At 65.7% G+C, this 21,017-nt stretch carries 27 protein-coding genes; 12 read left to right on the top strand and 15 right to left on the bottom strand.

The window, feature by feature from the left end; translation table 11 throughout:
• Positions 1-1,014 (bottom strand): NADP-dependent oxidoreductase, encoded by a 1,014-nt coding sequence (locus VML93_RS01095; RefSeq protein ID WP_325606783.1) that lies wholly within the window; start codon positions 1,012-1,014, stop codon positions 1-3.
• Between the two features lie 709 nt (positions 1,015-1,723).
• Here VML93_RS01095 and VML93_RS01090 point away from each other — a divergent pair.
• Complete coding sequence (locus tag VML93_RS01090; protein WP_325606822.1) at positions 1,724-2,056, top strand: hypothetical protein; 333 nt, start codon at positions 1,724-1,726, stop codon at positions 2,054-2,056.
• Here VML93_RS01090 and VML93_RS01085 read toward each other — a convergent pair.
• Positions 2,053-2,706 carry a cutinase family protein gene (locus tag VML93_RS01085; RefSeq protein WP_325606781.1) on the bottom strand — a complete coding sequence of 218 codons (654 nt, stop codon included), beginning with the start codon at positions 2,704-2,706 and terminating at the stop codon, positions 2,053-2,055. The genes VML93_RS01090 and VML93_RS01085 overlap by 4 nt on opposite strands.
• A 152-nt stretch (positions 2,707-2,858) precedes the next feature.
• Between VML93_RS01085 and VML93_RS01080 the strand changes: the two genes are divergently transcribed.
• The 3 genes from VML93_RS01080 to VML93_RS01070 all read left to right on the top strand — a co-directional run bounded on the left by VML93_RS01080 (position 2,859) and on the right by VML93_RS01070 (position 4,372).
• Positions 2,859-3,653, top strand: coding sequence for a DUF1906 domain-containing protein (locus VML93_RS01080; protein WP_414686256.1), 795 nt, complete (start codon positions 2,859-2,861; stop codon positions 3,651-3,653).
• 84 nt (positions 3,654-3,737) lie between these two features.
• Positions 3,738-3,971, top strand: coding sequence for a FitA-like ribbon-helix-helix domain-containing protein (locus tag VML93_RS01075; RefSeq protein WP_325606775.1), 234 nt, complete (start codon positions 3,738-3,740; stop codon positions 3,969-3,971).
• Positions 3,968-4,372: a type II toxin-antitoxin system VapC family toxin gene (locus tag VML93_RS01070; protein ID WP_325606773.1), complete on the top strand. Its 405-nt coding sequence runs from the start codon at positions 3,968-3,970 to the stop codon at positions 4,370-4,372. Before VML93_RS01075 ends, VML93_RS01070 begins: the two co-directional genes overlap by 4 nt.
• A gap of 26 nt (positions 4,373-4,398) precedes the next feature.
• Here VML93_RS01070 and VML93_RS01065 read toward each other — a convergent pair whose 3' ends face one another.
• Positions 4,399-4,725 (bottom strand): helix-turn-helix domain-containing protein, encoded by a 327-nt coding sequence (locus tag VML93_RS01065; protein WP_325606771.1) that lies wholly within the window; start codon positions 4,723-4,725, stop codon positions 4,399-4,401.
• 38 nt (positions 4,726-4,763) lie between these two features.
• Between VML93_RS01065 and VML93_RS01060 the strand changes: the two genes are divergently transcribed.
• Positions 4,764-5,336, top strand: coding sequence for a carboxymuconolactone decarboxylase family protein (locus VML93_RS01060; protein WP_325606767.1), 573 nt, complete (start codon positions 4,764-4,766; stop codon positions 5,334-5,336).
• A 21-nt stretch (positions 5,337-5,357) separates the two neighbouring features.
• Positions 5,358-6,128 carry a glycerophosphodiester phosphodiesterase family protein gene (locus tag VML93_RS01055; RefSeq protein ID WP_325606820.1) on the top strand — a complete coding sequence of 257 codons (771 nt, stop codon included), beginning with the start codon at positions 5,358-5,360 and terminating at the stop codon, positions 6,126-6,128.
• A 61-nt stretch (positions 6,129-6,189) separates the two neighbouring features.
• On the opposite strand, the gene katG is transcribed toward VML93_RS01055, so the two are convergent.
• The 5 genes from katG to VML93_RS01030 all read right to left on the bottom strand — a co-directional run bounded on the left by katG (position 6,190) and on the right by VML93_RS01030 (position 11,297).
• On the bottom strand, positions 6,190-8,391 hold the full coding sequence (gene katG / locus VML93_RS01050; RefSeq protein WP_325606765.1) for a catalase/peroxidase HPI: 2,202 nt from the start codon (positions 8,389-8,391) through the stop codon (positions 6,190-6,192).
• Between the two features lie 36 nt (positions 8,392-8,427).
• On the bottom strand, positions 8,428-8,880 hold the full coding sequence (locus tag VML93_RS01045) for a Fur family transcriptional regulator (RefSeq protein ID WP_325606818.1): 453 nt from the start codon (positions 8,878-8,880) through the stop codon (positions 8,428-8,430).
• Between the two features lie 122 nt (positions 8,881-9,002).
• A complete protein-coding gene (locus VML93_RS01040; RefSeq protein WP_325606763.1) occupies positions 9,003-10,064 on the bottom strand; it encodes a class I SAM-dependent methyltransferase in 1,062 nt (353 codons plus the stop codon).
• 52 nt (positions 10,065-10,116) lie between these two features.
• Positions 10,117-10,593 (bottom strand): SRPBCC family protein, encoded by a 477-nt coding sequence (locus tag VML93_RS01035; RefSeq protein WP_325606761.1) that lies wholly within the window; start codon positions 10,591-10,593, stop codon positions 10,117-10,119.
• Positions 10,590-11,297, bottom strand: coding sequence for a DUF899 domain-containing protein (locus VML93_RS01030; RefSeq protein WP_325606759.1), 708 nt, complete (start codon positions 11,295-11,297; stop codon positions 10,590-10,592). Before VML93_RS01030 ends, VML93_RS01035 begins: the two co-directional genes overlap by 4 nt.
• Positions 11,298-11,556: 259 nt before the next feature.
• On the opposite strand from VML93_RS01030, the gene VML93_RS01025 reads away from it, so the two are divergent.
• Positions 11,557-12,906 (top strand): PPE family protein, SVP subgroup, encoded by a 1,350-nt coding sequence (locus VML93_RS01025; RefSeq protein WP_325606756.1) that lies wholly within the window; start codon positions 11,557-11,559, stop codon positions 12,904-12,906.
• Here the strand turns inward: VML93_RS01025 and VML93_RS38465 are convergent.
• On the bottom strand, positions 12,820-13,206 hold the full coding sequence (locus VML93_RS38465) for a hypothetical protein (protein ID WP_414686255.1): 387 nt from the start codon (positions 13,204-13,206) through the stop codon (positions 12,820-12,822). The genes VML93_RS01025 and VML93_RS38465 overlap by 87 nt on opposite strands.
• On the opposite strand from VML93_RS38465, the gene VML93_RS38460 reads away from it, so the two are divergent.
• Entirely contained in the window at positions 13,207-13,488 is a 282-nt protein-coding gene (locus VML93_RS38460) for a hypothetical protein (RefSeq protein ID WP_414686254.1), read from the top strand.
• A gap of 103 nt (positions 13,489-13,591) precedes the next feature.
• Here VML93_RS38460 and VML93_RS01015 read toward each other — a convergent pair whose 3' ends face one another.
• Positions 13,592-13,963, bottom strand: coding sequence for a DUF732 domain-containing protein (locus tag VML93_RS01015; protein ID WP_325606752.1), 372 nt, complete (start codon positions 13,961-13,963; stop codon positions 13,592-13,594).
• A gap of 261 nt (positions 13,964-14,224) precedes the next feature.
• Between VML93_RS01015 and VML93_RS01010 the strand changes: the two genes are divergently transcribed.
• A complete protein-coding gene (locus VML93_RS01010) occupies positions 14,225-14,629 on the top strand; it encodes a PPOX class F420-dependent oxidoreductase (protein WP_325606750.1) in 405 nt (134 codons plus the stop codon).
• A gap of 70 nt (positions 14,630-14,699) precedes the next feature.
• Positions 14,700-14,981, top strand: a complete 282-nt coding sequence (locus VML93_RS01005) for a hypothetical protein (RefSeq protein WP_325606748.1) — start codon at positions 14,700-14,702, stop codon at positions 14,979-14,981.
• A 13-nt stretch (positions 14,982-14,994) separates the two neighbouring features.
• On the opposite strand, the gene VML93_RS01000 is transcribed toward VML93_RS01005, so the two are convergent.
• The 3 genes from VML93_RS01000 to VML93_RS00990 are packed head-to-tail and all read right to left on the bottom strand — an operon-like array spanning position 14,995 to position 18,013.
• Positions 14,995-15,543, bottom strand: coding sequence for a thioredoxin family protein (locus tag VML93_RS01000; protein WP_325606746.1), 549 nt, complete (start codon positions 15,541-15,543; stop codon positions 14,995-14,997).
• A 20-nt stretch (positions 15,544-15,563) separates the two neighbouring features.
• Positions 15,564-16,565, bottom strand: coding sequence for a D-2-hydroxyacid dehydrogenase family protein (locus VML93_RS00995; RefSeq protein WP_325606744.1), 1,002 nt, complete (start codon positions 16,563-16,565; stop codon positions 15,564-15,566).
• Positions 16,562-18,013, bottom strand: a complete 1,452-nt coding sequence (locus VML93_RS00990; protein ID WP_414686253.1) for a serine/threonine-protein kinase — start codon at positions 18,011-18,013, stop codon at positions 16,562-16,564. Before VML93_RS00990 ends, VML93_RS00995 begins: the two co-directional genes overlap by 4 nt.
• 148 nt (positions 18,014-18,161) lie before the next feature.
• Here VML93_RS00990 and VML93_RS00985 point away from each other — a divergent pair, with 148 nt between their 5' ends.
• Positions 18,162-19,100: a DMT family transporter gene (locus VML93_RS00985; RefSeq protein ID WP_325606742.1), complete on the top strand. Its 939-nt coding sequence runs from the start codon at positions 18,162-18,164 to the stop codon at positions 19,098-19,100.
• A 22-nt stretch (positions 19,101-19,122) separates the two neighbouring features.
• Here the strand turns inward: VML93_RS00985 and VML93_RS00980 are convergent, their stop codons facing one another.
• Together VML93_RS00980 and VML93_RS00975 are read right to left on the bottom strand one after the other, a co-directional pair.
• On the bottom strand, positions 19,123-19,764 hold the full coding sequence (locus tag VML93_RS00980) for a hypothetical protein (RefSeq protein ID WP_325606740.1): 642 nt from the start codon (positions 19,762-19,764) through the stop codon (positions 19,123-19,125).
• Positions 19,765-19,800: 36 nt separating this feature from the next.
• Positions 19,801-20,454: a cutinase family protein gene (locus VML93_RS00975; protein WP_325606738.1), complete on the bottom strand. Its 654-nt coding sequence runs from the start codon at positions 20,452-20,454 to the stop codon at positions 19,801-19,803.
• A 176-nt stretch (positions 20,455-20,630) separates the two neighbouring features.
• Here VML93_RS00975 and VML93_RS00970 point away from each other — a divergent pair.
• Positions 20,631-21,017, top strand: a 387-nt coding sequence (locus VML93_RS00970) for a PE family protein (RefSeq protein ID WP_325606735.1), incomplete at its 3' end; no start/stop codon positions are given.

The raw sequence follows: 21,017 nt of genomic DNA, 5'->3' as shown, positions 1-21,017 counted from the left end.
TTAGCCGGATGTCTTCACGACGAGTTTCCCGACGTTCTTGCCGTCGAACAGCATGTTGATCGCGGTCGGCAGCTGCTCGAACCCCTCGACGACGGTCTCGAGGGGGGTGAGCTTGCCCTCGGCGATCAGGCCCGCGATCTCGGCGCTCGCCTCGCCCACCCGTCCGAAGTGGTCGAGCACGACGAAGCCCCGCACCGTCGCGCGCTGGATCAGCAAGTTGCCGAACGCGCGCGGGCCGGGCGGCGGGTCGGCCTCGTTGTAACCGGAGATCAGGCCGCACAGAGCGACGCGCGCACCGATGTTGAGGCGGGCGAAGATCGCGTCCATGATGTCGCCGCCGACGTTCTCGAAGTCGACGTCGATGCCGTTGGGCGTTGCCGCCTTGAGCTGCGCGTACCAATCGGCGGCTTTGTGGTCGACGGCGGCGTCGAAGCCGAGCTGTTCGGTCAGCAGCGCGCACTTCTCCGGGCCGCCGGCGATCCCGACGACGCGCGCGCCGTCGGCCTTGGCGAGCTGGCCGGCGACCGAGCCGACGGCACCCGCCGCGGCCGAGACGACCACCGTCTCACCCGGTTTGGGTTTGCCGACCTCGCGGATGCCGATCCACGCGGTCAGCCCGGTCATCCCGAGCGCCCCCATGTACGCGGTCGGCGACACGCCCTCGGCGACGTCGACCGGGAACAGCGGCATGGCGTCGGAGGCAACGTAATACTCCTGCCAGCCGACGAGGCCCTGGACGAGCTGGCCGACCTGGTAGTGCGGATTCTTCGACGCGATGACCGCGCCGAGCCCGCCCCCGCGCATCACCTCGCCGAGGCCGACCGGCGGCAAATACGTTGGCGTGTCATTGATCCACGCGCGGTTGGTCGGGTCGAGCGAGATCCAGTCGACGCGGACCAGCGCCTCGCCGTCCCCGATCTCGGGGACCGCTTGTTCGCTGAGTTCGAAGGTGTTGGGACCGATGCGTCCGCAGGGGCGTTCGCGGAGCAGGAAGCGACGGTTTCGATCGGGCATGAGCGCACCGTACTCGAAGGCGAGCAGCCTGGGTATCAGTGTCCACCTCTACGGTCTCGGGCCAGGGTGCGATCCGCCGCCTTCGACGGGAAAACGATTGACGCACGCGGCATCGGAGCCTTCGAGGTGAGTGACGACAAGATCACCGGCGTGGCGCGATTACTTCGACGTCCCCAATAACACGTCGTAGTCCGCTTATCGGCCCCGGCGGGCTCATGCCAGGCGCCGGATTTACGCAAAATTCACGGCGAAATCTCAGGATCACAAAGGTTTGATCACAGGTTTACCTGGGCATCCTTGATAAGGGTCTACCAGATCGTCGTGGGTTAACGGTCGCACAAACAAGTGCGGTCGAGTCGGGTCTAGAGAGAGTTGACGATCGTGGCGAATGCAAAAGGTGCGACAGTCGTTTTCCTTCAGTCACACCCGGCATGGGCTGCTGCTCAGCGGCGTGAACGCGCCCGCATGGAAGCGATGCGGCGCCACCCGTCATTTCTGGCCAAACAACGCGCTGCCGCGCAAAGCGGCGATTCGCAGCGGCTATCCGCGGCATCCGGGTGCACCTCGGCACCGGAACGCCGGCGTGAACGTTTCCGTTTGGTGCCGGTAGACGGCGTCAAATCAAGCTGACTGAAAAGTCATATTCCGTCGTAACGATCTGAGCCAATAAGTTTGAGGCGAATGTATCGCCTCAAACTTATTGGCCGAGGTGTATCTGCGCTGTGACCTTCTCGCTACCGCGACGAAGGACGCTCTTTTCATGACAGCGCTTGCGGTTATTTCCGCGCTGATGACGGCACTGTGGATCGGCTATCACTTCGGCCGCCGCGCTGGCACGACACCTCCAACCTGGAAACAACGAACCAGCCGGATGGCGCTGGGCAAGCGCGCGATCGGGCTCGTCGTTTTGGTAACCGCCCGGCGCATCCAGCGCGGCTTGCCGGTCCAGCGCGCGCTCCCCGCAGCCGTTGGTATCTGGGGACTGAAACGTGCTGAACCGCTGCTCTTTCGCAATAGCTCGCCGCGGCGCCGGTTCCGCTAGAGCTTGCTCGCGACGAAATCGGCGGCCTGATTGGCCATACCCGCCGAAACGTATGCACCGGCGAGATGCTGCGGCCAGTTCTCTTTCCACGTGTTCGGGTCGGCCGGGTTGCAGATCGGATCCGCGCCGTGACACAGCTCGATGGTCCGGTCGTTGTAGGTCGGGTTGAAGTTCGTGATCGGACCCGCCCACTGACTTCCATTGCCGAACAGCGCGACAGCGGCGACGTGCTGATCGGCGCCCGGCGGCAGCGGGTTGTCGAAACCGAACGCGGAGAACGGCACCGCGAGCACGACGTCGGTGACCGCCGCACCCAACGAGTAGCCGCCCAGCACCAGCCGAGTCGCCGGGCAGTTGTTGATCATCTGCTGGACGTGCTGACTCATGTCGTTGGCACCGACGTCGACCTCGGTGTCGGCGGGATATCTCACGGCATACGAGCCGAAGCTCCTACCTCCGACCTTGGAGCTCAGGGAGTTGATAAACGCACGGCCCAGTTCACCTGGCCCGGCCGATTCCATTCGGCCGCGGGCGAAGACGACCTGCACGTCGGGGCAATTCGCTGCGGCGGCCGACGGTGCGGCGCCCGGCGTCCCGGACGGTAGCACTGCGGCGATGAACGTCAACGCTGACGCGACAACAGCCGGCACTAGGCCGGCGGTAACTGATTTAGCAGATAACAAGAGGGGCACAGATCGATGGTAAAACGATCGCGGCCCGGCCGCTGGACAGCGTCAAGTTCAGCAACCGATTCATATAGCTGACCTCGTCCCGCCGAGACCCACTTTGTTACCATCTCGCGGTGCACGATTCGGCTGCGCCCCGTCGACCCGAGCGACAGCGATCTGTTTCCAGACGCGAAGTCCTCAAGTATTCGCTTTCTGCTCCGGCTCTCCTGGGCCTGGGGACGTTGGCCGCGACGATCGACACTCCGAAGGCATCAGCCGACAACATGAGGCTGATCGATTTTGCGGAGCGCCGAATCTCGCCGGACGAGATCAAGTCGGCGGGCTATGACGGCGTCGTGAACTACGTGTCCGAATGCCGGCCCGGCGCGAATTTCGAGGCAAAGCCCATCACCCGCGAGTACGCCAACTCGCTGCGCGCAGCGGGCCTTCATATCGTCAGCAACTTCCAGTACGGCAAGCCCGGTTGGGCCAACCCGTCGGATTTCACCCGCGGGCACGACGGCGGAGTCGCGGATGCTCAGACCGCTCTGCGGCTGCACAACGCGGCCGGGGGCACTGGTTCCGCGCCGATCTTCTTCAGCGTCGATGACAACATCGACCAAAACACCTGGAATGGCACTGCGGTCGACTGGTTCCGGGGAATCAACTCGGTGCTGGGCGTGGGCCGCACCGGCATCTACGGCCATGCCCACGCCTGTGGGTGGGCGGTCAGAGACGGCGTGATCGGGAACTCGACCAGTCCAGGACACCGGTGGGTGTGGCAGACGAAGGCCTGGTCGAACGGGGAACGTGAGCCCACGGCGGTGCTCTATCAAGGGATCATCGAAGGTCCCGTTCTGAACGGCATCAAGGTGGATGTGGACGACGTCCTCGCGCCCGATTACGGGCAGTGGGACCTGGATCGTTAGCGGTAGTTGAGGCGCCATGCTGCGTCCGCTCATGCAGCTGCCTTGGTGCATGCATAACAGCAGCAACGGCGCTATTATGCATGCATGGTTGTGGTGACCATCAGAAACGTCCCAGACGAGGTTCGCGACGAGCTGGCGGCACGGGCCGCGCGAGCGGGAAAGTCGCTGCAGGAATACCTGCGTGGACTCCTGGTGGAAGCTGCGGACAAACCGAGCGTCGATGAGGTGCTGGCCCGGGCCCGGGCACGCGTCACTGCAACAGGGGTCCGCGTCGATTCGGCCGCGACGTTGACTGCCCGCGACGCCGACCGGCGATGACGGGCCGCTTGGTTTGCGATGCCTCAGCCATCGTGACCGTGTTGCTCGACTCGGGAGCTGCTGGCACCTGGGTCGCGACACGCCTGGCCGGCGCTGAGCTCTGCGCCCCGGCCCTGATGCCGTTTGAGTGCTCGAACATTCTTCGCCGGCACGAACTGGCCGGCCTCGTCAGTGCTGATCAGGCGGCACAAGCCCACCTCGATCTAGTGGATCTGCCCGTCGAACTCTGGCCGTACGAGGCGTTGGCGGCGCGGATCTGGCAATTGCGCGCCGACCTCACCAGCTACGACGCGGCCTACGTTGCCCTCGCCGAGACCATCGACACTCCGCTGGTGACCCTGGATCGACGTATTCAACGAGCTCCCGGCATCGGCTGCGCGGTCGATACGCCCCCGGAATGAACCAACCATCGCGCTGTGGACGCGTCCTACCCGTCGACCTGTGGTGCCCAGTCGTCGGCCCAGGCCTGAAGTGGTTTCAGTGCCGCCATCAGCGAGCGCCCACGATCGGTTAGGTGGTAGCCGCCGTCGGAGTGGTCCACGATGTGCAGCGCGCGCAGTTCCTTGAGGCGGGTGTTGAGCGAACCGGGATTCATGTCGGATGCCGCCTGAAGCGCGCGAAACGTCAGCGGATCGCCGCGCAATTCCCACAGCACCCGCAGCGCACCGCGCCGGCTCAGGGCATCGAGGGCGACCATGATCGGTCGTCCGGTGGTCGATCCCCGTACGGGTGAGCCGATCCGCGGTGTCGTCATGCTTCACATTTTGTAGCATCAGCGCGTAGAGTGCCAGCATGGAATGCTATAAAAACCGTAGCGCACGGATTTCGCCCGCTCCTCAGCCCTTACCCGAAGACATCCAGCAGGCCATCGACGAGATCATGCGGGGCAACCCGCCGCTGGTGTTGTTCACCACGATGGCCCGCGACCGCCGGCTGTTCTTCAAGTTCTTCAACTCCGGCCTGCTCGACCGGGGACACCTGACGAGCCGTCAGCGCGAGGTCGTCATCGACCGGGTCACCGCGGGATGCGGGGCGGAGTACGAGTGGGGAGTGCATGTGAGCACCTTCGCCGCCAAGGCCGGCCTGAGCGAGGATCAGATCGCCTCGCTGACCACCGGTGCGCCCCAGGATGATTGCTGGGATGACTCCGATCGCGTCCTGATCCGACTCTGCGACAGCCTGCACAGCAGCTGCACGGTCGACGACGATCTATGGGCGCAGTTGAGCGCCTACCACAGCGACGAGGCGATCCTGGAACTCCTGATGCTTGCCGGCACCTACCGGACGGTGAGCTATCTGGTGAACGCCCTGCGGCTGCCGCTCGAAGACGGTGCCCGCATCTTTCCGACGCGGGTGGATACTTAGCTGATGGGCGAGACGGGTGCCGTGGAATTTCTTCGCGACACCGGACGGATTGCCATGGCGCACAGGGGATTTACGCCGCTCGGGCGACCTGGAATACCTCAGAACAGCATGGCGGCGTTCCACGAGGCGGCGAAGCTCGGGTTTCGTTACATCGAGACCGACGTTCGCGCCACCCGTGACGGGGTAGCCGTGATCCTGCACGACCGCAGGCTCGGGCCCGAGTCCGGAATGCCCGGCCCGATCGACCGGTTGAGCTGGCGGGATGCCCGCGAGGCCAATTTGGGTGTGGGGGAGCCGATCCCGGCTCTGGAAGACCTGCTGTCCGCGCTGCCGGACATCCGGATCAACATCGATATCAAAGCCGCATCGGCCATCGAGCCGACCGTCGACGTCATTGAACGGCTCAACGCGCACAACCGTGTGCTGATCACTTCTTTTTCCGATCGCCGTCGCCGGCGTGCGCTGCGTCTGCTGTCCAGGCGAGTCGCCACTTCGGCAGGTAGCGGCGCGTTTCTGGCGTTGCTGACGACCAGAGCGCCCGGCAGCCGGGCCTACGCCCGGCGGCTGTTGCACGACAGTGACTGCGTGCAACTGCCGGCCCGGCTTGGCGGCCTGCCCGTCATCACGCCGGGGCTGGTGCGGGCCGTTCATGCTTCGGGGCGTCAGGTGCACGCGTGGACGGTCGACGATCCCGACCGGATGCACGCACTTTTCGACATCGACGTCGACGGCATCATCACCGATCGCGCGGACCTCCTGCGCGAGGTTCTTATCGCCCGCGGCGAGTGGTGACACGACGCCCCCGCGAGCCGGTTGGCCGGCGGGGGCGTCGCATCAGGTCGACGATCGGGTATTACGCCAGATCGAACCGGTCGTTGTTCATCACCTTGACCCAGGCCGCGACGAAGTCCTCCACGAACCTGCCCTGGTTGTCGTCCTGTGCATACACCTCTGCGAGTGCGCGCAGCACCGAGTTCGAGCCGAACACAAGGTCATTCGCGGTCGCGGTCCACTTGAGATCGCCCGTGGCCCGGTCCCGACCCTCGTACACGTTCTCCGCGCTGCCCGACGCCTTCCACTCGGTGCCCATGTCCAGCAGGTTGACGAAGAAGTCGTTCGTCAACGTCCCGGGCCGGTCGGTGAACACACCGTGCTTGCTGCCGCCATGGTTGGCGCCGAGGGCACGCAGACCCCCGATGAGCACCGTCAACTCGGGAGCGGTCACACCCAGCAGGTAAGCCCGCTCCACCAGCAACTGCTCGAGCGGAGCCTTCTCGCCCGGCCGCACGAAGTTGCGGAACCCGTCGGCCCGCGGTTCGAGCACCGCGAACGACTCCACGTCAGTGCTCTCCTGCGAGGCGTCGGTACGCCCGGGCGCGAAGTGCACGGTGATCTCGTAGCCGGCGTCATTTGCCGCTTTCTCGATCGCCGCGGACCCGGCCAGCACGATCAGGTCGGCCAGCGAGACCTTCTTGCCGCCCGATGCCGTGCGGTTGAAGTACTCCTGCAGCTTTTGCAGAGCGGACAGCACTTGGTCCAGCTCGGCGGGCTCGTTGGCCTCCCAGTCCTTTTGCGGCTCAAGGCGAAGCCGTCCCCCGTTGGCGCCACCGCGCTTGTCGGTGTTGCGGTAGCTCGCCGCGGCCGACCAGGCCGTTTTGACGAGCTGGGGAACGGTCAGGCCGGATTCGAGCACCTTTTGCTTCAGGGACGCGATGTCCTTCTCGTCGACCAGCGCATGGTCCACGGCCGGAACCGGGTCCTGCCACAGCTGGGGTTCGGGAATCCACGGACCGAGGTAACGCGAGATCGGCCCCATGTCGCGGTGCAGCAACTTGTACCACGCCTTGGCGAACGCCACCGACAGCTCCTCGGGGTGGTCCAGCCACCGCCGCGTGATCTCTCGGTAGATCGGGTCTTCGCGCAGCGAGATGTCGGTGACCAGCATGGTCGGGGCGCGACCCGGGCCGCCGAACGGATCCGGGATCGTGCCCGCACCGGCGCCGTCCTTGGCCGTGTACTGCCAGGCATCACCAGGGCTCTTGGTCAGCTCCCACTCGTAGCCGTAGAGGGTCTCCAAGAAGGAGTTGTCCCACTTGGTCGGGGTAGGTGTCCAGACCACCTCCAGGCCGCTGGTGATCGCGTCCTTGCCCGAGCCGGTGCCGAAGGAGCTCTGCCAGCCCAGCCCCTGCTGTTCGATCGGGGCGGCCTCCGGCTCGGGCCCGACCGGGTCCGCACTGGCGCCGTGGGTCTTGCCGAAGCTGTGGCCGCCGACGATGAGGGCGGCCGTTTCCTCGTCGTTCATCGCCATCCGGCCGAACGTCTCCCGGATGTCCACGGCCGCGGCGACGGGATCCGGCTTGCCTTCGGGGCCTTCCGGATTCACATAGATCAGACCCATCGTGGTCGCGCCGTAGGGCTGCGCCAGGTCGCGCTTGCCGGAGTAGCGCTTGTCAGTGCCCAGCCATTCGCCCTCTTCGCCGAACAGGATCTCTTCGGGCTCCCAGACGTCTTCGCGGCCGAACGCGAAGCCGAACGTCTGGAATCCCATGGAGTCCAGGGCCACATTGCCGGCGTAGACGATCAGGTCGGCCCAGGAGATCTTGTTGCCGTACTTCTTCTTGACCGGCCACAGCAGCCGGCGGGCCTTGTCCAGGCTTGCGTTGTCCGGCCAGCTGTTGAGCGGAGCGAAGCGCTGCAGGCCCTGGCCGCCGCCGCCGCGACCGTCGTAGATGCGGTAGGTGCCGGCCGCGTGCCAGCTCATCCGGATGAAGAAGCCGCCGTAGTGGCCGTAGTCGGCAGGCCACCAGTCCTGCGAGGTGGTCATCAACGCCGTCATATCGGCCTTGAGTGCGTCGACATCGAGCTTGGCGAACTCGGCGGCGTAGTCGAAGTCGTCGCCGAGCGGGTTGGACTGCGGCGAGTGCGGGTGCAGTCTCGAGACGTCGACCTGGTCGGGCCACCAGTCCTGATTTGTCCGCGGCGCATGCGCTTTCGGCGTCGGCGACGGGATTGCCGGGTTTTCGCTGTCGCTGGTGCTAGGTGTATCAGATGACACAGCATTCCTTCCGAGGGTTGGTGAATCGGGCTGTGATCACGGCTGTGATCGAGAAACGGCAGTCGAACAGTCAGGGCACAGGCCCCAGTAGATGACTTCAGCCTCGTCGAGAACGAAGCCATCCAGGACGTTGCTTTCGTCCGACGGGGTCAAACACGGCGCCTCACCGACAGCACAATCGATGTCAGCGATGACCCCGCAGGACCGGCATACCAGGTGGTGATGATTGTCCCCGACCCGGGACTCATAGCGGACAACCGAACCCGACGGCTGGATCCGGCGGACCAAACCCACCGCGGTCAGCGCATTGAGTACGTCATACACGGCCTGACGGGAGACGTCGGGCAGTTCGAGCCGCACCGCCGAAAAGATGGTCTCGGTGTCGGCATGTGGACGGTCGTGCACAGCCTCCAGAACAGCGAGCCTGGGCCGGGTTACACGCAGGCCGGCCAACCGGAGTTGCCCTGTGTAATCCGTGTCGGACACAATGACTCATACTGCGCCCTTTTCTGGAATCAGTCAAGACTTTGTCGCCGGGTAGATCAGCGCTTGATCGCGCTGCCCTGGTGTTTGGGTCGCTAAAGCCGTTGTGCATCAAACAAACCGGGTGCTCAGGATCGGTGGGTGCTCGGACCGGCCTTCTGGTAGACAAGCCAGCGCAACTCGATCGGGGACTCCTCAGGCTCGACGTCGAACACGTCGAGACCGGCGGCCCAGCTTGGGAACCAAATGGTGGGCGGCCAAGCGCCTTCGGGCAGGTGCGTTCTCTCGTACTCGGCGGCGGAGTCGTCGGCGATGAGCTCGAGAGGTAGCCGGTCCGCCGCGCTCGTCATCTCGTCGCGGGTGAACATCATCGAATTGCACTGCTGGGCGAGTTCCCGCGCGGCGTCGTCGGGGCGGTAGCCGGGGCGCGCCAGGAAGGTGTTGAATACCAAGCGTCCGCCGGGAGCCAGGCAATCGGCTGCAAGTTCGAGCACGCCGCGCAACTCCTGCGTGGTGCGGAAGTCGGGAACCACCTCCGAGGCGACGATCAACTGGTAATCGTCACGAACGCCCTCCATGGTGTCGAACACATCGCCATGGAAGACGCGCACGTCAAGCGATTCGCGCTCGGCCTCGGAGCGAATGATGTCGGCGAATTTCGGGGCCATCTCGACCGCATCCACGGGATGGCCTCGTCGCGCCAGGGACAGGGTGTTGCGTCCGGTTCCCGCGCCGATGTCAAGCACGGGATGGCTTCTGGGATCGGCTGTTTCGCCGGCCAGCGCCCACACCCGCGCGTCCGGTTCGGTGCCGAACAGCGGCCCCTCGCGGGTGGTGACCCATTCGTCGTAGGCGCCGCCGATCGTGGTCGACTCGGCGGTGACGCGGTAGTTCAGGGCCACCCCGAAGGGGGCGTGGAACGAGATGACGATGTTCGACCGCGAGGATGCCGCGTAGGCCTTTGCCAGCTCGCCTTCCAGCACCGACTTCAGCTGAGCGAATTCTTCGGGTGAATACCGCACGCCCACAGCGGCAAAGAGCTTGCCGCACATTGCGACGTACTCATCGATCAGGCCCGGAACGGCCGGCAGCGTGATTTGCCCGGCGGCCACCGATCGGCGCAGCAAGCGGCGGGTCATCGCTTCGCGCAGCATCGCCGAATCGAAGGGCCGGGAGGGCGGATCCTGCATCAGACCCTTGTACACGACCGCGCGCGCTGCACACCACCGGCCCCGCGAGCCACTAACTGGTGGCGGATCGCTCCAGGGTCTGCAGCGACGCGGCGACGTAGTCCTCCGGGAACACCGGCATCCCACCGACCTCGTCGCGGAAATCCTGCGGCGTGGCGGTCCAGTCGTAGGTGAGGGTGACGTCTGTGCCCTGCCCGTTCGGAGCCAGGTCGTAGCGCCAGAACCAGCCGCCGGCGGAGTGATTGCCGGCATCGTCGAGCCGGCCCGGGATCCACCCGATCGCGTGGTCCTGGTCGAAGACGTTGACCAGGTTGTACGTGACGTAGTGACCACCGGCCCGTTCGAGGAACATGTTCATCGCGAACATCTGTCCGGTGCCGGTGATCGGCGCGGTGTCTACCGCCTCGCGCACCCAGTCGGTGGGCTCGGTGTTCTGGTGGCGCGACGGGTCGACCAGGATGGCGAAGATCTCTGCGGGGGTGGCGGCGATGGTGCGGGTGACGACGAAGTGTTCGGCGGTTGCGGTCATGAGTTGTCCTCACTTGTCACTGGTCCGTAAGCGGCGGCGATGTCGGGGGAGTCGAGCCAACCCGAGTATGTAGGGCGCGAGGGCCAACCTTCAGGCGAATCGAGCCATTCCTCCTGGCGGCCCCAGGGGAGCGTGTCGATGAGCGCGAACGAGTGGCTGAGTTGCTCGGTACCCCGCCCGTTCGTGTGCCACGTCCGGTGGACGGTGTCGCCATCGCGCAGGAAGACGTTGACCCCGAAGCCCCCGCCCGGCGGTGCGTCCATGTCGGCACCGAACGGGCTCTGCGACGACGAGTACCACTCCATCCGGTTGCCGACTTTGTGCTTGTAGGCCAGTGCCTCGTCGATCGGTCCGTTGGTGACGACGACGAAGCGCGCGTCGTAGTTGTCGAGGAACTCGAGCCGGGTGAACTGCGAGGTGAAGCCCGTGCAGCCGCCGCACTGCCAGTCCGCGCCGTCCGACCACATGTGGTGGTAGACGATGAGCTGTGAGCGGCCGTCGAACACGTCGACGAGGCGGATGGGCCCGTCGGCGCCGATCAGGGTGTAGTCGGGCAACTCGACCATCGGCAGGCGGCGGCGCTGGGCGGCTATCGCGTCCAACTCGCGGGTGGCGGCCTTCTCCCGCTTGCGTAGTTCGTCGAGGGCGGCGCGCCAGGTTCGGTTGTCGACGACAGGCGGCAAGGCGTTGGGCAAGGGCGGCATAGAATCACCCTATTTTTGCTAACGAAACTATCGATTTGTCCGATCTCACAGGTATGACCGGTCGGGCGCCGGGAATTCATCGCAAGGCCGTGCAGCCTGGGCATTCAAGTCGTCCGCGCGAACGCGGGGTGCATAGCCGGAATCGCCAGTTTGGATAGACGCAGCCTTCACGACATATCGTATTCACAGAATGGCGTTGGTTTGCTGGCTCACTCGGGGCCGCGCCGTGGGGGCCGGTGAGCCGATCGGAGGAAACGACATGGATTTCGCATTACTGCCGCCGGAGGTTAACTCCGGCCGCATGTATGTCGGTCCCGGGTCGGGACCAATGCTGGCCGCTGCGGCGGCCTGGGAGACGCTGGCTGCCGAGCTGCATTCGACGGCGAGCGCCTACCAGTCGGTGATCACGGCGCTGACCGCCGGGCCCTGGCTCGGTCCGTCATCGGCGACGATGGCCGCCGCGGCCTCGCTGTACGTGACATGGGCGAGGACGACTGCCGCGCAGGCCGAGCAGACGGCCAATCAGGCCCAAGCGGCGGCGGTCGCCTACGAGGCGGCGTTCGCGCAAACGGTGCCGCCGCCGGTGATTGCGGCCAACCGCAGCCTGCTGATGGCGCTGATGGCGACGAATTTTTTTGGCCAGAACACCGCGGCGATAGCGGCCACCGAGGCGCACTACGCAGAGATGTGGGCCCAGGACGCCGGGGCGATGTACGCATATGCGGGTTCGTCGGCGTCGGCGAGCACGCTGACGGCGTTCGCATCTCCGGCAGCGAGCACCGACGGTGGCGGGGAGGCGGGCCAGTCCGCCGCGGTCGCCCAAGCCGCCGGCACCACCGCCGGCAACGCGCAGAGCGCCGTGTCAAACGTCACACAGGCGTTGTCGGCGGTGCCCAGCGCGCTGAACAGCCTCGCGAGCCCCGCCGCCGCCCCGGCTGCGGCCGTGTCACCGCTGCAGCTGCTGGACCTGCTATCGGACCTGAGCGGCCTTTTCGTCGACCCGGAATTGGGCGCAGCGGGACTTGCTGTCGACTCGACGGCTCTTCCCTACGACGTCGCCGGTGCGCTGACTGGTTTCCACACCGACGACATCGTGAGCGGCTGGGCGGGAATCCAGAGCTGGCCGGGGACAGCAACGGCCCCGCCGACGACGTTTCCGGTGATCACCAACCTGGGCTCGCCGGTTTCGGCCGGCCTGGGCGAGGCGAACACGATCGGAAAGATGTCGGTGCCGGCGAGTTGGGCCGTGAAGGCCCCGGAGATAAGCCTTCGAGCGACGACACTGCCGGCCGCCGGTGCCGCGGCCGCCGCGGAAGCCTCGACGGGAGGTGCCGGAAGCCTGTTCAGCCAGATGGCACTGGCGAGCATGGCGGGGCGCGCCATGGCCGGAACCGGCGGCGCTGGTGGCGCGGCCCCGCGGGAGCGGGTCGGGGCGCCGACACGCAAGCCGACGGAATCACGCCAGCCGGCGGAGCCGCCGCAGAGCCCGCCGGGCGGTCCGATCACGAGCATCGCTGCCGAGCTACGTGAACTGGCCTCGCTGCGCGACGCGGGAATCCTCACCGAAGAGGAATTCAACGAGCAGAAACAACGCCTGCTCCCGCACTGAGCGCTTACTAGCCTGAGCTGCGCAATTCGCCGTACTGACGCGTCCGCTGGGTGCTACCTTGCCTTCGGTAGCCACCATGTCCACCTCCCGGGTCGCGATCGCGGTGCGTACTGCGGCGCGCAACGCCTGCATCGGTATTGCCGTCGTCGCCCTCGCATCGGGGTGTGGCCAGGTGGCGGCGTCTCCCGGCGCGTCGTCGGCCACCAGCAGCGCCGCGTCGAACAGCCCGTCGTCCAACGGCGTATACGGCAACCCGGCGGCGGCCGCCAAGCACTGGCAGCAGCAGTCGCTCGAGGACAATTGCGGTCTGGTGTCGGTGGCCGACGTGGTCGGCGAGATCACTGGACATGCGCCAGCGACCGCAAGATCATCGCTTGGGTTAATTCGGCGGTCATTTGGGACACCAGCGACCAGCGCAGCAAAGCCGATCACTTCTTGGTCGTCACCGGGATCGACACCAACAAAGAGATCGTTCACCTCAACGATCCCGGTGCCGATCATGCCGACGCGCGGGTCAGCATCGCCACTTTCATGAAGGCCTGGAAAACGGGACAGGAGTCGATCGTCGTCACCGCAGTGTAATAGCTTGCGCCAGTGGTAATTTCACTGCCGCAGAGGGCCTCGAACACAAAGCAGCGGTGCGGGCTAGGCCCGCACCGCTGCTTTGTAATTGTCGGTGTAAATATCAGGCAGCGCTGATCACCACCCCTCCGTTGCCGTCGTCGTGCATGAACTGCGGGCAGTAGGACTTCACCGAGTCGACGATGAAGTTCAACGAGTCCTGCTCGCTCATGTCGGGGTTGGCGGCGGTCAACTTTCCGCTGATGTCGCGGGGCGTGGTGCCTTCTCCCAGCGAGCTGCAGACGTTGTGGCCGACGTTGATCGCGTCCGACGGGCTGTCGACCGAGATGCCTTGCTGCCTCAGAAGCGACAAAAACTGCTGGTCAGCGGCACTGGTCGCGTTGGCGGTACCCGCGGCGAGCAGGGCGGCCACGCCGACCGTACCGGTGGCGAAAGCGGTGCGGGCGATAGCGGCTTTGGCGAATCGAGTGAACATTTGGTGTTTCCTTTTCGTGTGGGGGAGGGGTGTGGAGTTGTCGATGAAATGAGAATCTGCCCGCCGCCTTTGTGGATCCTCAAAAAATCCTCTAAGCCCGATACCGCTTCGCCGGCGCCGCAGTTCGAGCCGCACGAACCGGGGTCAACGCACCTGCTGCGCAGCAAAATCGCTGCACTGCAATGTGATTTGCGCAGAAGTCCACTCAGTCTGCGCCGGATCCTGTTGCACCGCAGGATGATAACGAGTAAGCAGTGACACATGAACGAAGCCGCCACCACACAACTGGGTAACGAGAAGTTCGTGTCGCTGACGACTTTCAAGCGCAACGGGGACGGCATCGCCGCACCGATGTGGCTCGTCCGCGACGGAAACTACCTGCTGGCGTGGACGCCGGCCGACGCGTGGAAGGTCAAGCGCGTCCGGCGCGATTCCCGGGTGAGGCTCGCCGTCTGCGGCCGCACGGGGAAGGTGCCGGCCGGCCGGCCCGTCTTCGACGGAACTGCCGAGGTGATCACCGACCCCGGGGAAGTCGCCCGGACCGAATCGATGATGAAGCGAAAGTACGGAGTGGCGTTTCGGGTCGTGACCCTGATCGAAACCATTGCGGCGCGCGGCCGCAAACCACGTTTCGTCCTGCGCATCACGCTGTCGAATACCGTCTGACGGATCGGTGTTTGGAAGTGGACTATTCGGTGTAAGAAATATCTACCACCACATTCACCTAAGGAGAACGATGAGGCCAATTGCACCCGCCACAATCGCAATCGCCGCGCTGCTGTTCAGCGGATGTTCGGCCTCACAGATCATCAACACCGGCGGCGACACCAAATGCAAGGACTTCAAGACCCAGGACGAGAAGAAGCAGAACGACGAAGTCAGCAAGATGCTCAAGGACAGGAGCGGAGCTGACCCGAACAATCTGGAAATCTCGGCTACGCGCGCGTCGGTGATGATTTATTGCCAAACGATGGGCACTCCGGACAGCAAGATCTCAGAGGCGCCGCACGGCCCCTGACGCGCTGCACGGCTCAACGCCACTTGATGCCGCACCCGATCGACGGCCGCTGATCGGAATCAACCGGCCGCCCGGTGAGCACGGCGTCGACCGCCGCCCGCACGTCAGCGCCCGTCACGGGCAGGCCGTTCTTGGGGCGCGAGTCGTCCAGCTGGCCCCGGTAGACAAGCCGGCGCTCGCCGTCGAACACGAACGTGTCCGGCGTGCAGGCCGCGGAGAAAGCCCGGGCCACGTCCTGGGTTTCGTCGTAGAGGTACGGAAACGTCCAGCCGTGTCGGCGAGCCTCGGCGACCATCTCGTCGGGTCCGTCCTGCGGGTAGGTGACGACGTCATTGCTGGAGATGCCGACCATCGCGACGCCCTGATCGACGAGGTCTCGACCGAGCGCCGCGAGCCCGGCGGCGACGTGCTGCACATACGGACAGTGGTTGCAGATGAAGGTGACGACAAGCGCGGGACCGGTGAGGTCGCCGAGGCTGACGGCGGCGCCGGTTGCCGGTTCGGGCAGCGTGAACGACGGTGCGGGGGTGCCGAGGGCGAGCATTGTGGACTCGATGGCCATGTCCGCCAGAGTACCGATGCTCAGCCCTCAGGAATTCGGCCCGGCAAGGCCTCGGGATTGGCGATCCGAACGGGAGTCCCGTCCAGCCAGGCCACCACGGCTTCGATGCTGTCCGCGTAGAAGGCGCCCAGCATCTCGCGGGTGACGTACCCCAGGTGCGGCGACAGCGTCACATTCGGCAGCGATCTCAACGGGTGATCGGGCGGAAGCGGTTCGGTGTCAAAGACATCGAGCCCGGCTCCGGCGATGCGCCCGGTCCGCAGCGCGGCGATCAGAGCGGCCTCGTCGACGATCGGGCCCCTGGAAGTGTTGATCAGGTAGGCGTCTTGCTTCATCAGGGCCAGTTCGGGTTCAGCGACCAGACCCTGGGTGCGCTCCGAGAGCACCAGGTGGATGGACACCACGTCGGCTTCTTCGAAGAGTGCCGCCTTTTCCACCCGGCGGGCGCCGGCTGCCGTCGCGGCCTCCTCGGTGAGATTCTGGCTCCACGCAATGACTTCCATGCCAAACGCTTTCGCGTATTTGGCCATCCGTTTGCCCACCCTGCCCAGGCCGAGGAGTCCGAGCGTCTTACCCGACAACGTCACACCCACGGTGGTCTGCCACGCACCGTCACGCATGCGCCGATGTTCTTCGGCAAGATTGCGCACCGTCGCGATCATCAAACCCCAGGCAAACTCCGGGGTGGCGTCGCGGACCGAGGCGAATCGGGGATTGGCGAAGTCCGACTGGGCGACCAGGATGCCGCATTCGCTGGCCGCGGCCATGTCCAAGTTGGGCACTCGCTTGCCGACGATCGTGATCAGTTTCAGGTTCGGCAGCCGTTCGATGAGGGTGCGCGGAAACGCCATGCGCTCACGCAACGTGCACACCACATCGAACGGCCGCAGCACGTCCGCGGCCTCCGCCTCGGCCAGGTGTCGGTCGAAAACGGTGACGTCGCAACGCATCTGCACTGGTGACCAGTCGGCCAGGTCGAGGGCCGCGCCGGCGTAGTCGTCGAGTATCGCCACCCGGGTCATCGGGGTCCTGCTGGGAACTTGGGTTGGAGATCCATGGAGGTGACGGTGGTCATCTTGGCGATCAGCCACCGAGAATCGTGCTTCTGCATGAATACCCGGTAAGAGATGTACTTGAGCGACGGGTTGTTGCCCGTCTGGGGCGAAGTACTGGCCGTGTCGACATAAACCAACGCGGTGGCCTCCGAGTTGGCGAGCGACTCGACTGCCGCTCCGAGCACCTGCGACTTGCTCGTTACCTGGGCCTGTTTATTCGGCGTCGTGATCGCGTTGACGAACTTGGAATACTGAGCTTCGAAATCGCCGACCAGGTAGCGGGATGCCCGTTCCGGCAAACCGTCGATGTCCTCCGGCGTATAGCTCCACAGCGTGGTAACCGCGTCGGTGGCGTCGTGGACGATGGCACGTTTCGCGTCCGCCTCGGAACGGTCAGCGAGGTAGAGCCGGGTCGTTATCGCTGCGAATACGATTGCCGCGATGAGGATTACGATCGGAAGCGCCAGAACCGCGACCGTGCGGCGACTAGGCCTGAGGCGTCGCCGGCGGGCCGGAACAGGTGGCGTGACTGGACCGGCCACGGTCGGCTGCCACGGCGCCACTGGGGTAGGCGGGATCACCCAGGCGGGCTGCGCGGGCGCGGCCGGGAACGTGACGGCGACCCGAGCGGCGTTGGCCAAATCCGTCGCGGATTGGTAGCGATCTCCGGGATCTTTCGCCATGCCTCTGGCGATCACCTCGTCCACGGCCGGCGGCACACCCGCCGCAATCACCGACGGGCGTGGCGGGGGAGTCGTAAGGTGCCCGGCGAACTGCTGCTCGAGACTGTTTCCGGGAAACGGCCGGGCGCCGGTCAGACACTCGTGCAGGACGCAGGCCAGGGCATAGATGTCGGCCCGCCAGTCCGCCTCGGCGCGAAAACGTTCCGGGGCCATGTAAGCCCACGTCCCGATCACACTCCCGCTGGTGGTCAGGGCGGTTTCGTCGGCGGTACGGGCGATGCCGAAATCAATCAGGTAGGCGAAGTCATTGTCGGCGATCAAGATGTTCGACGGCTTGATGTCGCGGTGAATCAGCCCAGCGTTGTGGGCGGCCCTGACCGCGGACGCGATTTGCTCGATAATCATCACCGCACGCGTCGGGCTCAGCGGCCCATCGGTCAGCAGTGAATGCAGGTCGCGGCCTTCGATGAGTCGCATGTCGACATACAGTCGGCCGTCGATCTCGCCGAAATTGTGGATTGGCACCACGTGTGGCTCGCTGATCGCGGCCGCGGTGAACGCCTCGCGGCGGAATCGCTGCTCGAAGCCCGGATTGTCGGTCAGATGCGGCAACAGGACCTTGAGCGCTACCACCCGATTCGTCACGGTGTCGTAGGCACGCCACACCTCACCCATCCCGCCGCGACCCAGCAGTTGCACCAATCGGTAACGCCCGAACGGGGCCCCCTCCACGCCTCCTCCTCGCATCCGCACGCGGCACACAAAACGTCACGAAACACGGCCACCATAAGCCGACTTCAGCAGCAACCGCACCGGAACCCCCGGCAGCCCCAGCGCTCGCCGGGTTAGTCCTGCCGAAATCCGGGGTATGTTCGCCGTGATGGGTTGGGTGACGGTACACGCGGTCGCGATCTCGTCGGGTCTGCTTGCCGCATTCTGGGCAGCGGTGGGCATCGTGGTTCGGCAACGAGCCACCCGAGCCGTTCCCGGTGATGAGGCGCTGTCCGGAACGATGGTCAAGGCCTTGGTTCGTCAGCCGCTGTGGTGGGCGGGAACTCTCGCGGCGGTCGCCGGCTACGTGTTTCAAGCCGTGGCGCTGGCTCACGGGTCCTTACTGCTGGTCCAGCCGCTGCTGGTGTCGTCGCTGCTGTTCGCGTTGCCGTTGAGCGCGAAGCTGTCCCACCACCGCGTCAGTTGGGCCGACTGGGGTTGGGCGCTGCTGCTGACGGCGGGGCTGGCGATATTCGTCCTTGTCGGCCAGCCCCATGAGGGCCATAACCGCCCCCCGATACCGGCCTGGACCCTGGCGTTGGCGATCACAGTGCCGACGGTGATCGGGTGCGTCGTCGCTGCCCACCGCGCCGCCGGACGGGTGCGCGCCATGTTGCTCGCGGTTGCGGTGGCGATCCTGCTTGGCATGATCGCCGTCTTGACCAAGATCTGCACGCACCGGTTCGCTGTCGGCGGCTGGGATGGACTCCTCACCGTCCCGGCGCCTTACGTGCTGGTTGCGCTGGCGGTAGCGGTAACCGTGGTGCAGCAGTCGGCGTTCCACGCGGGCGCGTTGCAGACGTCGGTGCCGATCATGTTGGTGGGTGAACCGGTCGTCGCTGTCTTGCTGGGGGTTGTCGTGCTCGGTGAACACCTGGCGGCCGGCGGCTCGGCTGCACTGGCGCTGGTGGTGGCGGTGGCGGCGATGGTCGTGGCCGCCGTCGCGTTGGGCCGCGATCAGGCGGCTGAATCCAGCAGTGCTCCGACGGCGGCCGGCGACCCGACCTACGGCGAAGAGCCAGAAAGCGTCTGCGACCGCGTCGACTGAGTCGTGTGCGGCTTTCGTTTTCTCAACCGCCGGCGAACCACGCCGTCCCGACCGCGCGGGTCTGGGGCGGCGGGAGCTGGGCGGTAGGTGCGCCGAGCCGACCGACTTTGACCGTCCAGACCGGACCGGAGCGGTCGATGCACGTCCCGGCGCCCTGACTGGGCAGCCACAGGACCGCGAGGTCGCCGCACCCGTAGACGCCGACGTATCCGTCGGCGCGGCCGCCCCAGGCGCCGCCGTTGCGGAACAAGCAACGGGTGCCGTCATCCAGTAGCAGCGCGAACGGGTCCGGTGTAGCGGTGTGCTGCACGGGAGGCAGCTGACCGCCGTAGTCCACCCGATGCAGAAGCTTGTCCCACGGGTTGTCCACGCACAACAGCGATCCGGGCGTCGACGGCCAGCAAGTCCCGGCGCCCGCAGCACTGGGGGAGCAGGAGTAGACATTGTCAGCCACCGCCGACGGCGACGGCGTTGTGCAATCGGTGACCTCAGCAACATTGCCTTGCCCGGGTGCATCGCGGTAACCGTTGATCGGCCGGCCGTCGGGCCCGACGGCCACCGCGGTGACCACCTGGGTGGGCGGGGGATCTGCGAACGCCGATCCGGCCGTCCCGAAAACAGCCATGGCCGCCACCGCGATCGGCACCGCGACAACTCGCGACATGCCTGGCAAGATTACCCGCCGAGCAGCCGCAAAAGGCTAGTGCGCCGGGCCCAGCTTGCCGACCGCGAACGTCGCGGCCTGGTTGGTCATCCCGGCCTCGATGTAGGAGACGTGGGCGATGATGTTCCCGCCGCCAGAGCAAATCGGATCGTCGGGAGCGCACAAGCTGATGGTCTTCCCGCCGTACTGCGGGCTGAGCGCCGGCAGCGGCCCACCGCCCCACAACATGCTGGAGAAGTTGCTAGTCGGCTCGCCGAACTGGGCAACGGCCGCGACGTGACTGGCGACCGTGGGTGGCATCTGGGTGCTGGCCAGATTGATCACGGTCGCGCCCTGGGAATAGCCACCGAGCACCAGCTTGGTGTTCGGGCAGTTGGCGACCGTGTTCTGGATGTAAGCGCTCGCGTCGTCGGCGCCGGCCGTCGCGCTGTGGTGGTAGTCGTCGTTGGCCGGGTAATTGACGGCGTAGACCCCGACGGACCGCCCACCGGCCTGGGATGTGAGCGAGTCGACAAAGGACTGGCCGATATTGCCGAGACCGGGTTCCTGATGGGTGCCGCGGGCGAATACCACCGAGACGTCGGAGCATGGGTCGGCTGAAGCGGCCGGGCTGTAGAAGGGCGCGCTCAGCAGCGCCCACGTCGTCACGACGAAGACACCGAGGAAGCGGGCAAGACTGCGTTCAATCATGTCCAAATGCTGACATACTGCCGAACACGGCGCCTCCGGGGGCGTCCGACGAGGCCCGTTCGGGGCGGATGCGTGAAGTTGCAGTTAACTGGTGCGCTGAAAACTGAGATGCCGAGACATCATCCCGATACGCTCTAGGCGCATCTGGATCGGCGTTGACGCGAGGGGGAACTGGCGTGTCGCTTCTGGTCGTGGCTCCTGAGCTGGTGGAGTCGGCGGCGGCGGACTTGGCGAGCATCCGTTCGGCGCTTAATTCTGCGCACGCGGCGGCCGCCGCCCCGACCACCGGGCTGATGGCTGCCGGCGCTGACGAGGTATCGACGGCGATCGCGGCGCTGTTTGCCGGCCACGGTCAGGAGTTTCAGGCGCTCAGCGCGCAGGCCAGCTCGTTTCATCAACAGTTCGTGCAGTCCCTGACGTCAGGGGCGGGGTCGTATCTGGCCACCGAGGCGGCCAGCGCCAGCCCGCTGCAGGCGGCGGAGCAGGATTTGCTGGGCATGGTCAACGCGCCCACCCAGGCCCTGTTGGGGCGTCAGCTGATCGGTGACGGAACTCCCGGGACG

The sequence above is a fragment of the Mycobacterium sp. genome (genome assembly GCF_035499775.1).
In the GTDB taxonomy this organism is placed as follows: Bacteria; Actinomycetota; Actinomycetes; order Mycobacteriales; family Mycobacteriaceae; genus Mycobacterium.
This window is presented reverse-complemented; position numbering and strand designations above follow the sequence as displayed.

Coding starts and splice junctions, on each gene's coding strand:
- VML93_RS01000 (WP_325606746.1), bottom strand. CDS start 15,543: ATGGCCATCGAGTCCACAATGCTCGCCCTCGGCACCCCCGCACCGTCG.
- VML93_RS01025 (WP_325606756.1), top strand. CDS start 11,557: ATGGATTTCGCATTACTGCCGCCGGAGGTTAACTCCGGCCGCATGTAT.
- VML93_RS00985 (WP_325606742.1), top strand. CDS start 18,162: ATGGGTTGGGTGACGGTACACGCGGTCGCGATCTCGTCGGGTCTGCTT.
- VML93_RS00975 (WP_325606738.1), bottom strand. CDS start 20,454: ATGATTGAACGCAGTCTTGCCCGCTTCCTCGGTGTCTTCGTCGTGACG.
- VML93_RS00995 (WP_325606744.1), bottom strand. CDS start 16,565: ATGACCCGGGTGGCGATACTCGACGACTACGCCGGCGCGGCCCTCGAC.
- VML93_RS01015 (WP_325606752.1), bottom strand. CDS start 13,963: ATGTTCACTCGATTCGCCAAAGCCGCTATCGCCCGCACCGCTTTCGCC.
- VML93_RS01005 (WP_325606748.1), top strand. CDS start 14,700: ATGAGGCCAATTGCACCCGCCACAATCGCAATCGCCGCGCTGCTGTTC.
- VML93_RS00980 (WP_325606740.1), bottom strand. CDS start 19,764: ATGTCGCGAGTTGTCGCGGTGCCGATCGCGGTGGCGGCCATGGCTGTT.
- VML93_RS01095 (WP_325606783.1), bottom strand. CDS start 1,014: ATGCCCGATCGAAACCGTCGCTTCCTGCTCCGCGAACGCCCCTGCGGA.
- VML93_RS01040 (WP_325606763.1), bottom strand. CDS start 10,064: ATGCAGGATCCGCCCTCCCGGCCCTTCGATTCGGCGATGCTGCGCGAA.
- VML93_RS01070 (WP_325606773.1), top strand. CDS start 3,968: ATGACGGGCCGCTTGGTTTGCGATGCCTCAGCCATCGTGACCGTGTTG.
- VML93_RS01075 (WP_325606775.1), top strand. CDS start 3,738: ATGGTTGTGGTGACCATCAGAAACGTCCCAGACGAGGTTCGCGACGAG.
- VML93_RS01010 (WP_325606750.1), top strand. CDS start 14,225: ATGAACGAAGCCGCCACCACACAACTGGGTAACGAGAAGTTCGTGTCG.
- VML93_RS01065 (WP_325606771.1), bottom strand. CDS start 4,725: ATGACGACACCGCGGATCGGCTCACCCGTACGGGGATCGACCACCGGA.
- VML93_RS01035 (WP_325606761.1), bottom strand. CDS start 10,593: ATGACCGCAACCGCCGAACACTTCGTCGTCACCCGCACCATCGCCGCC.
- VML93_RS01030 (WP_325606759.1), bottom strand. CDS start 11,297: ATGCCGCCCTTGCCCAACGCCTTGCCGCCTGTCGTCGACAACCGAACC.
- VML93_RS01060 (WP_325606767.1), top strand. CDS start 4,764: ATGGAATGCTATAAAAACCGTAGCGCACGGATTTCGCCCGCTCCTCAG.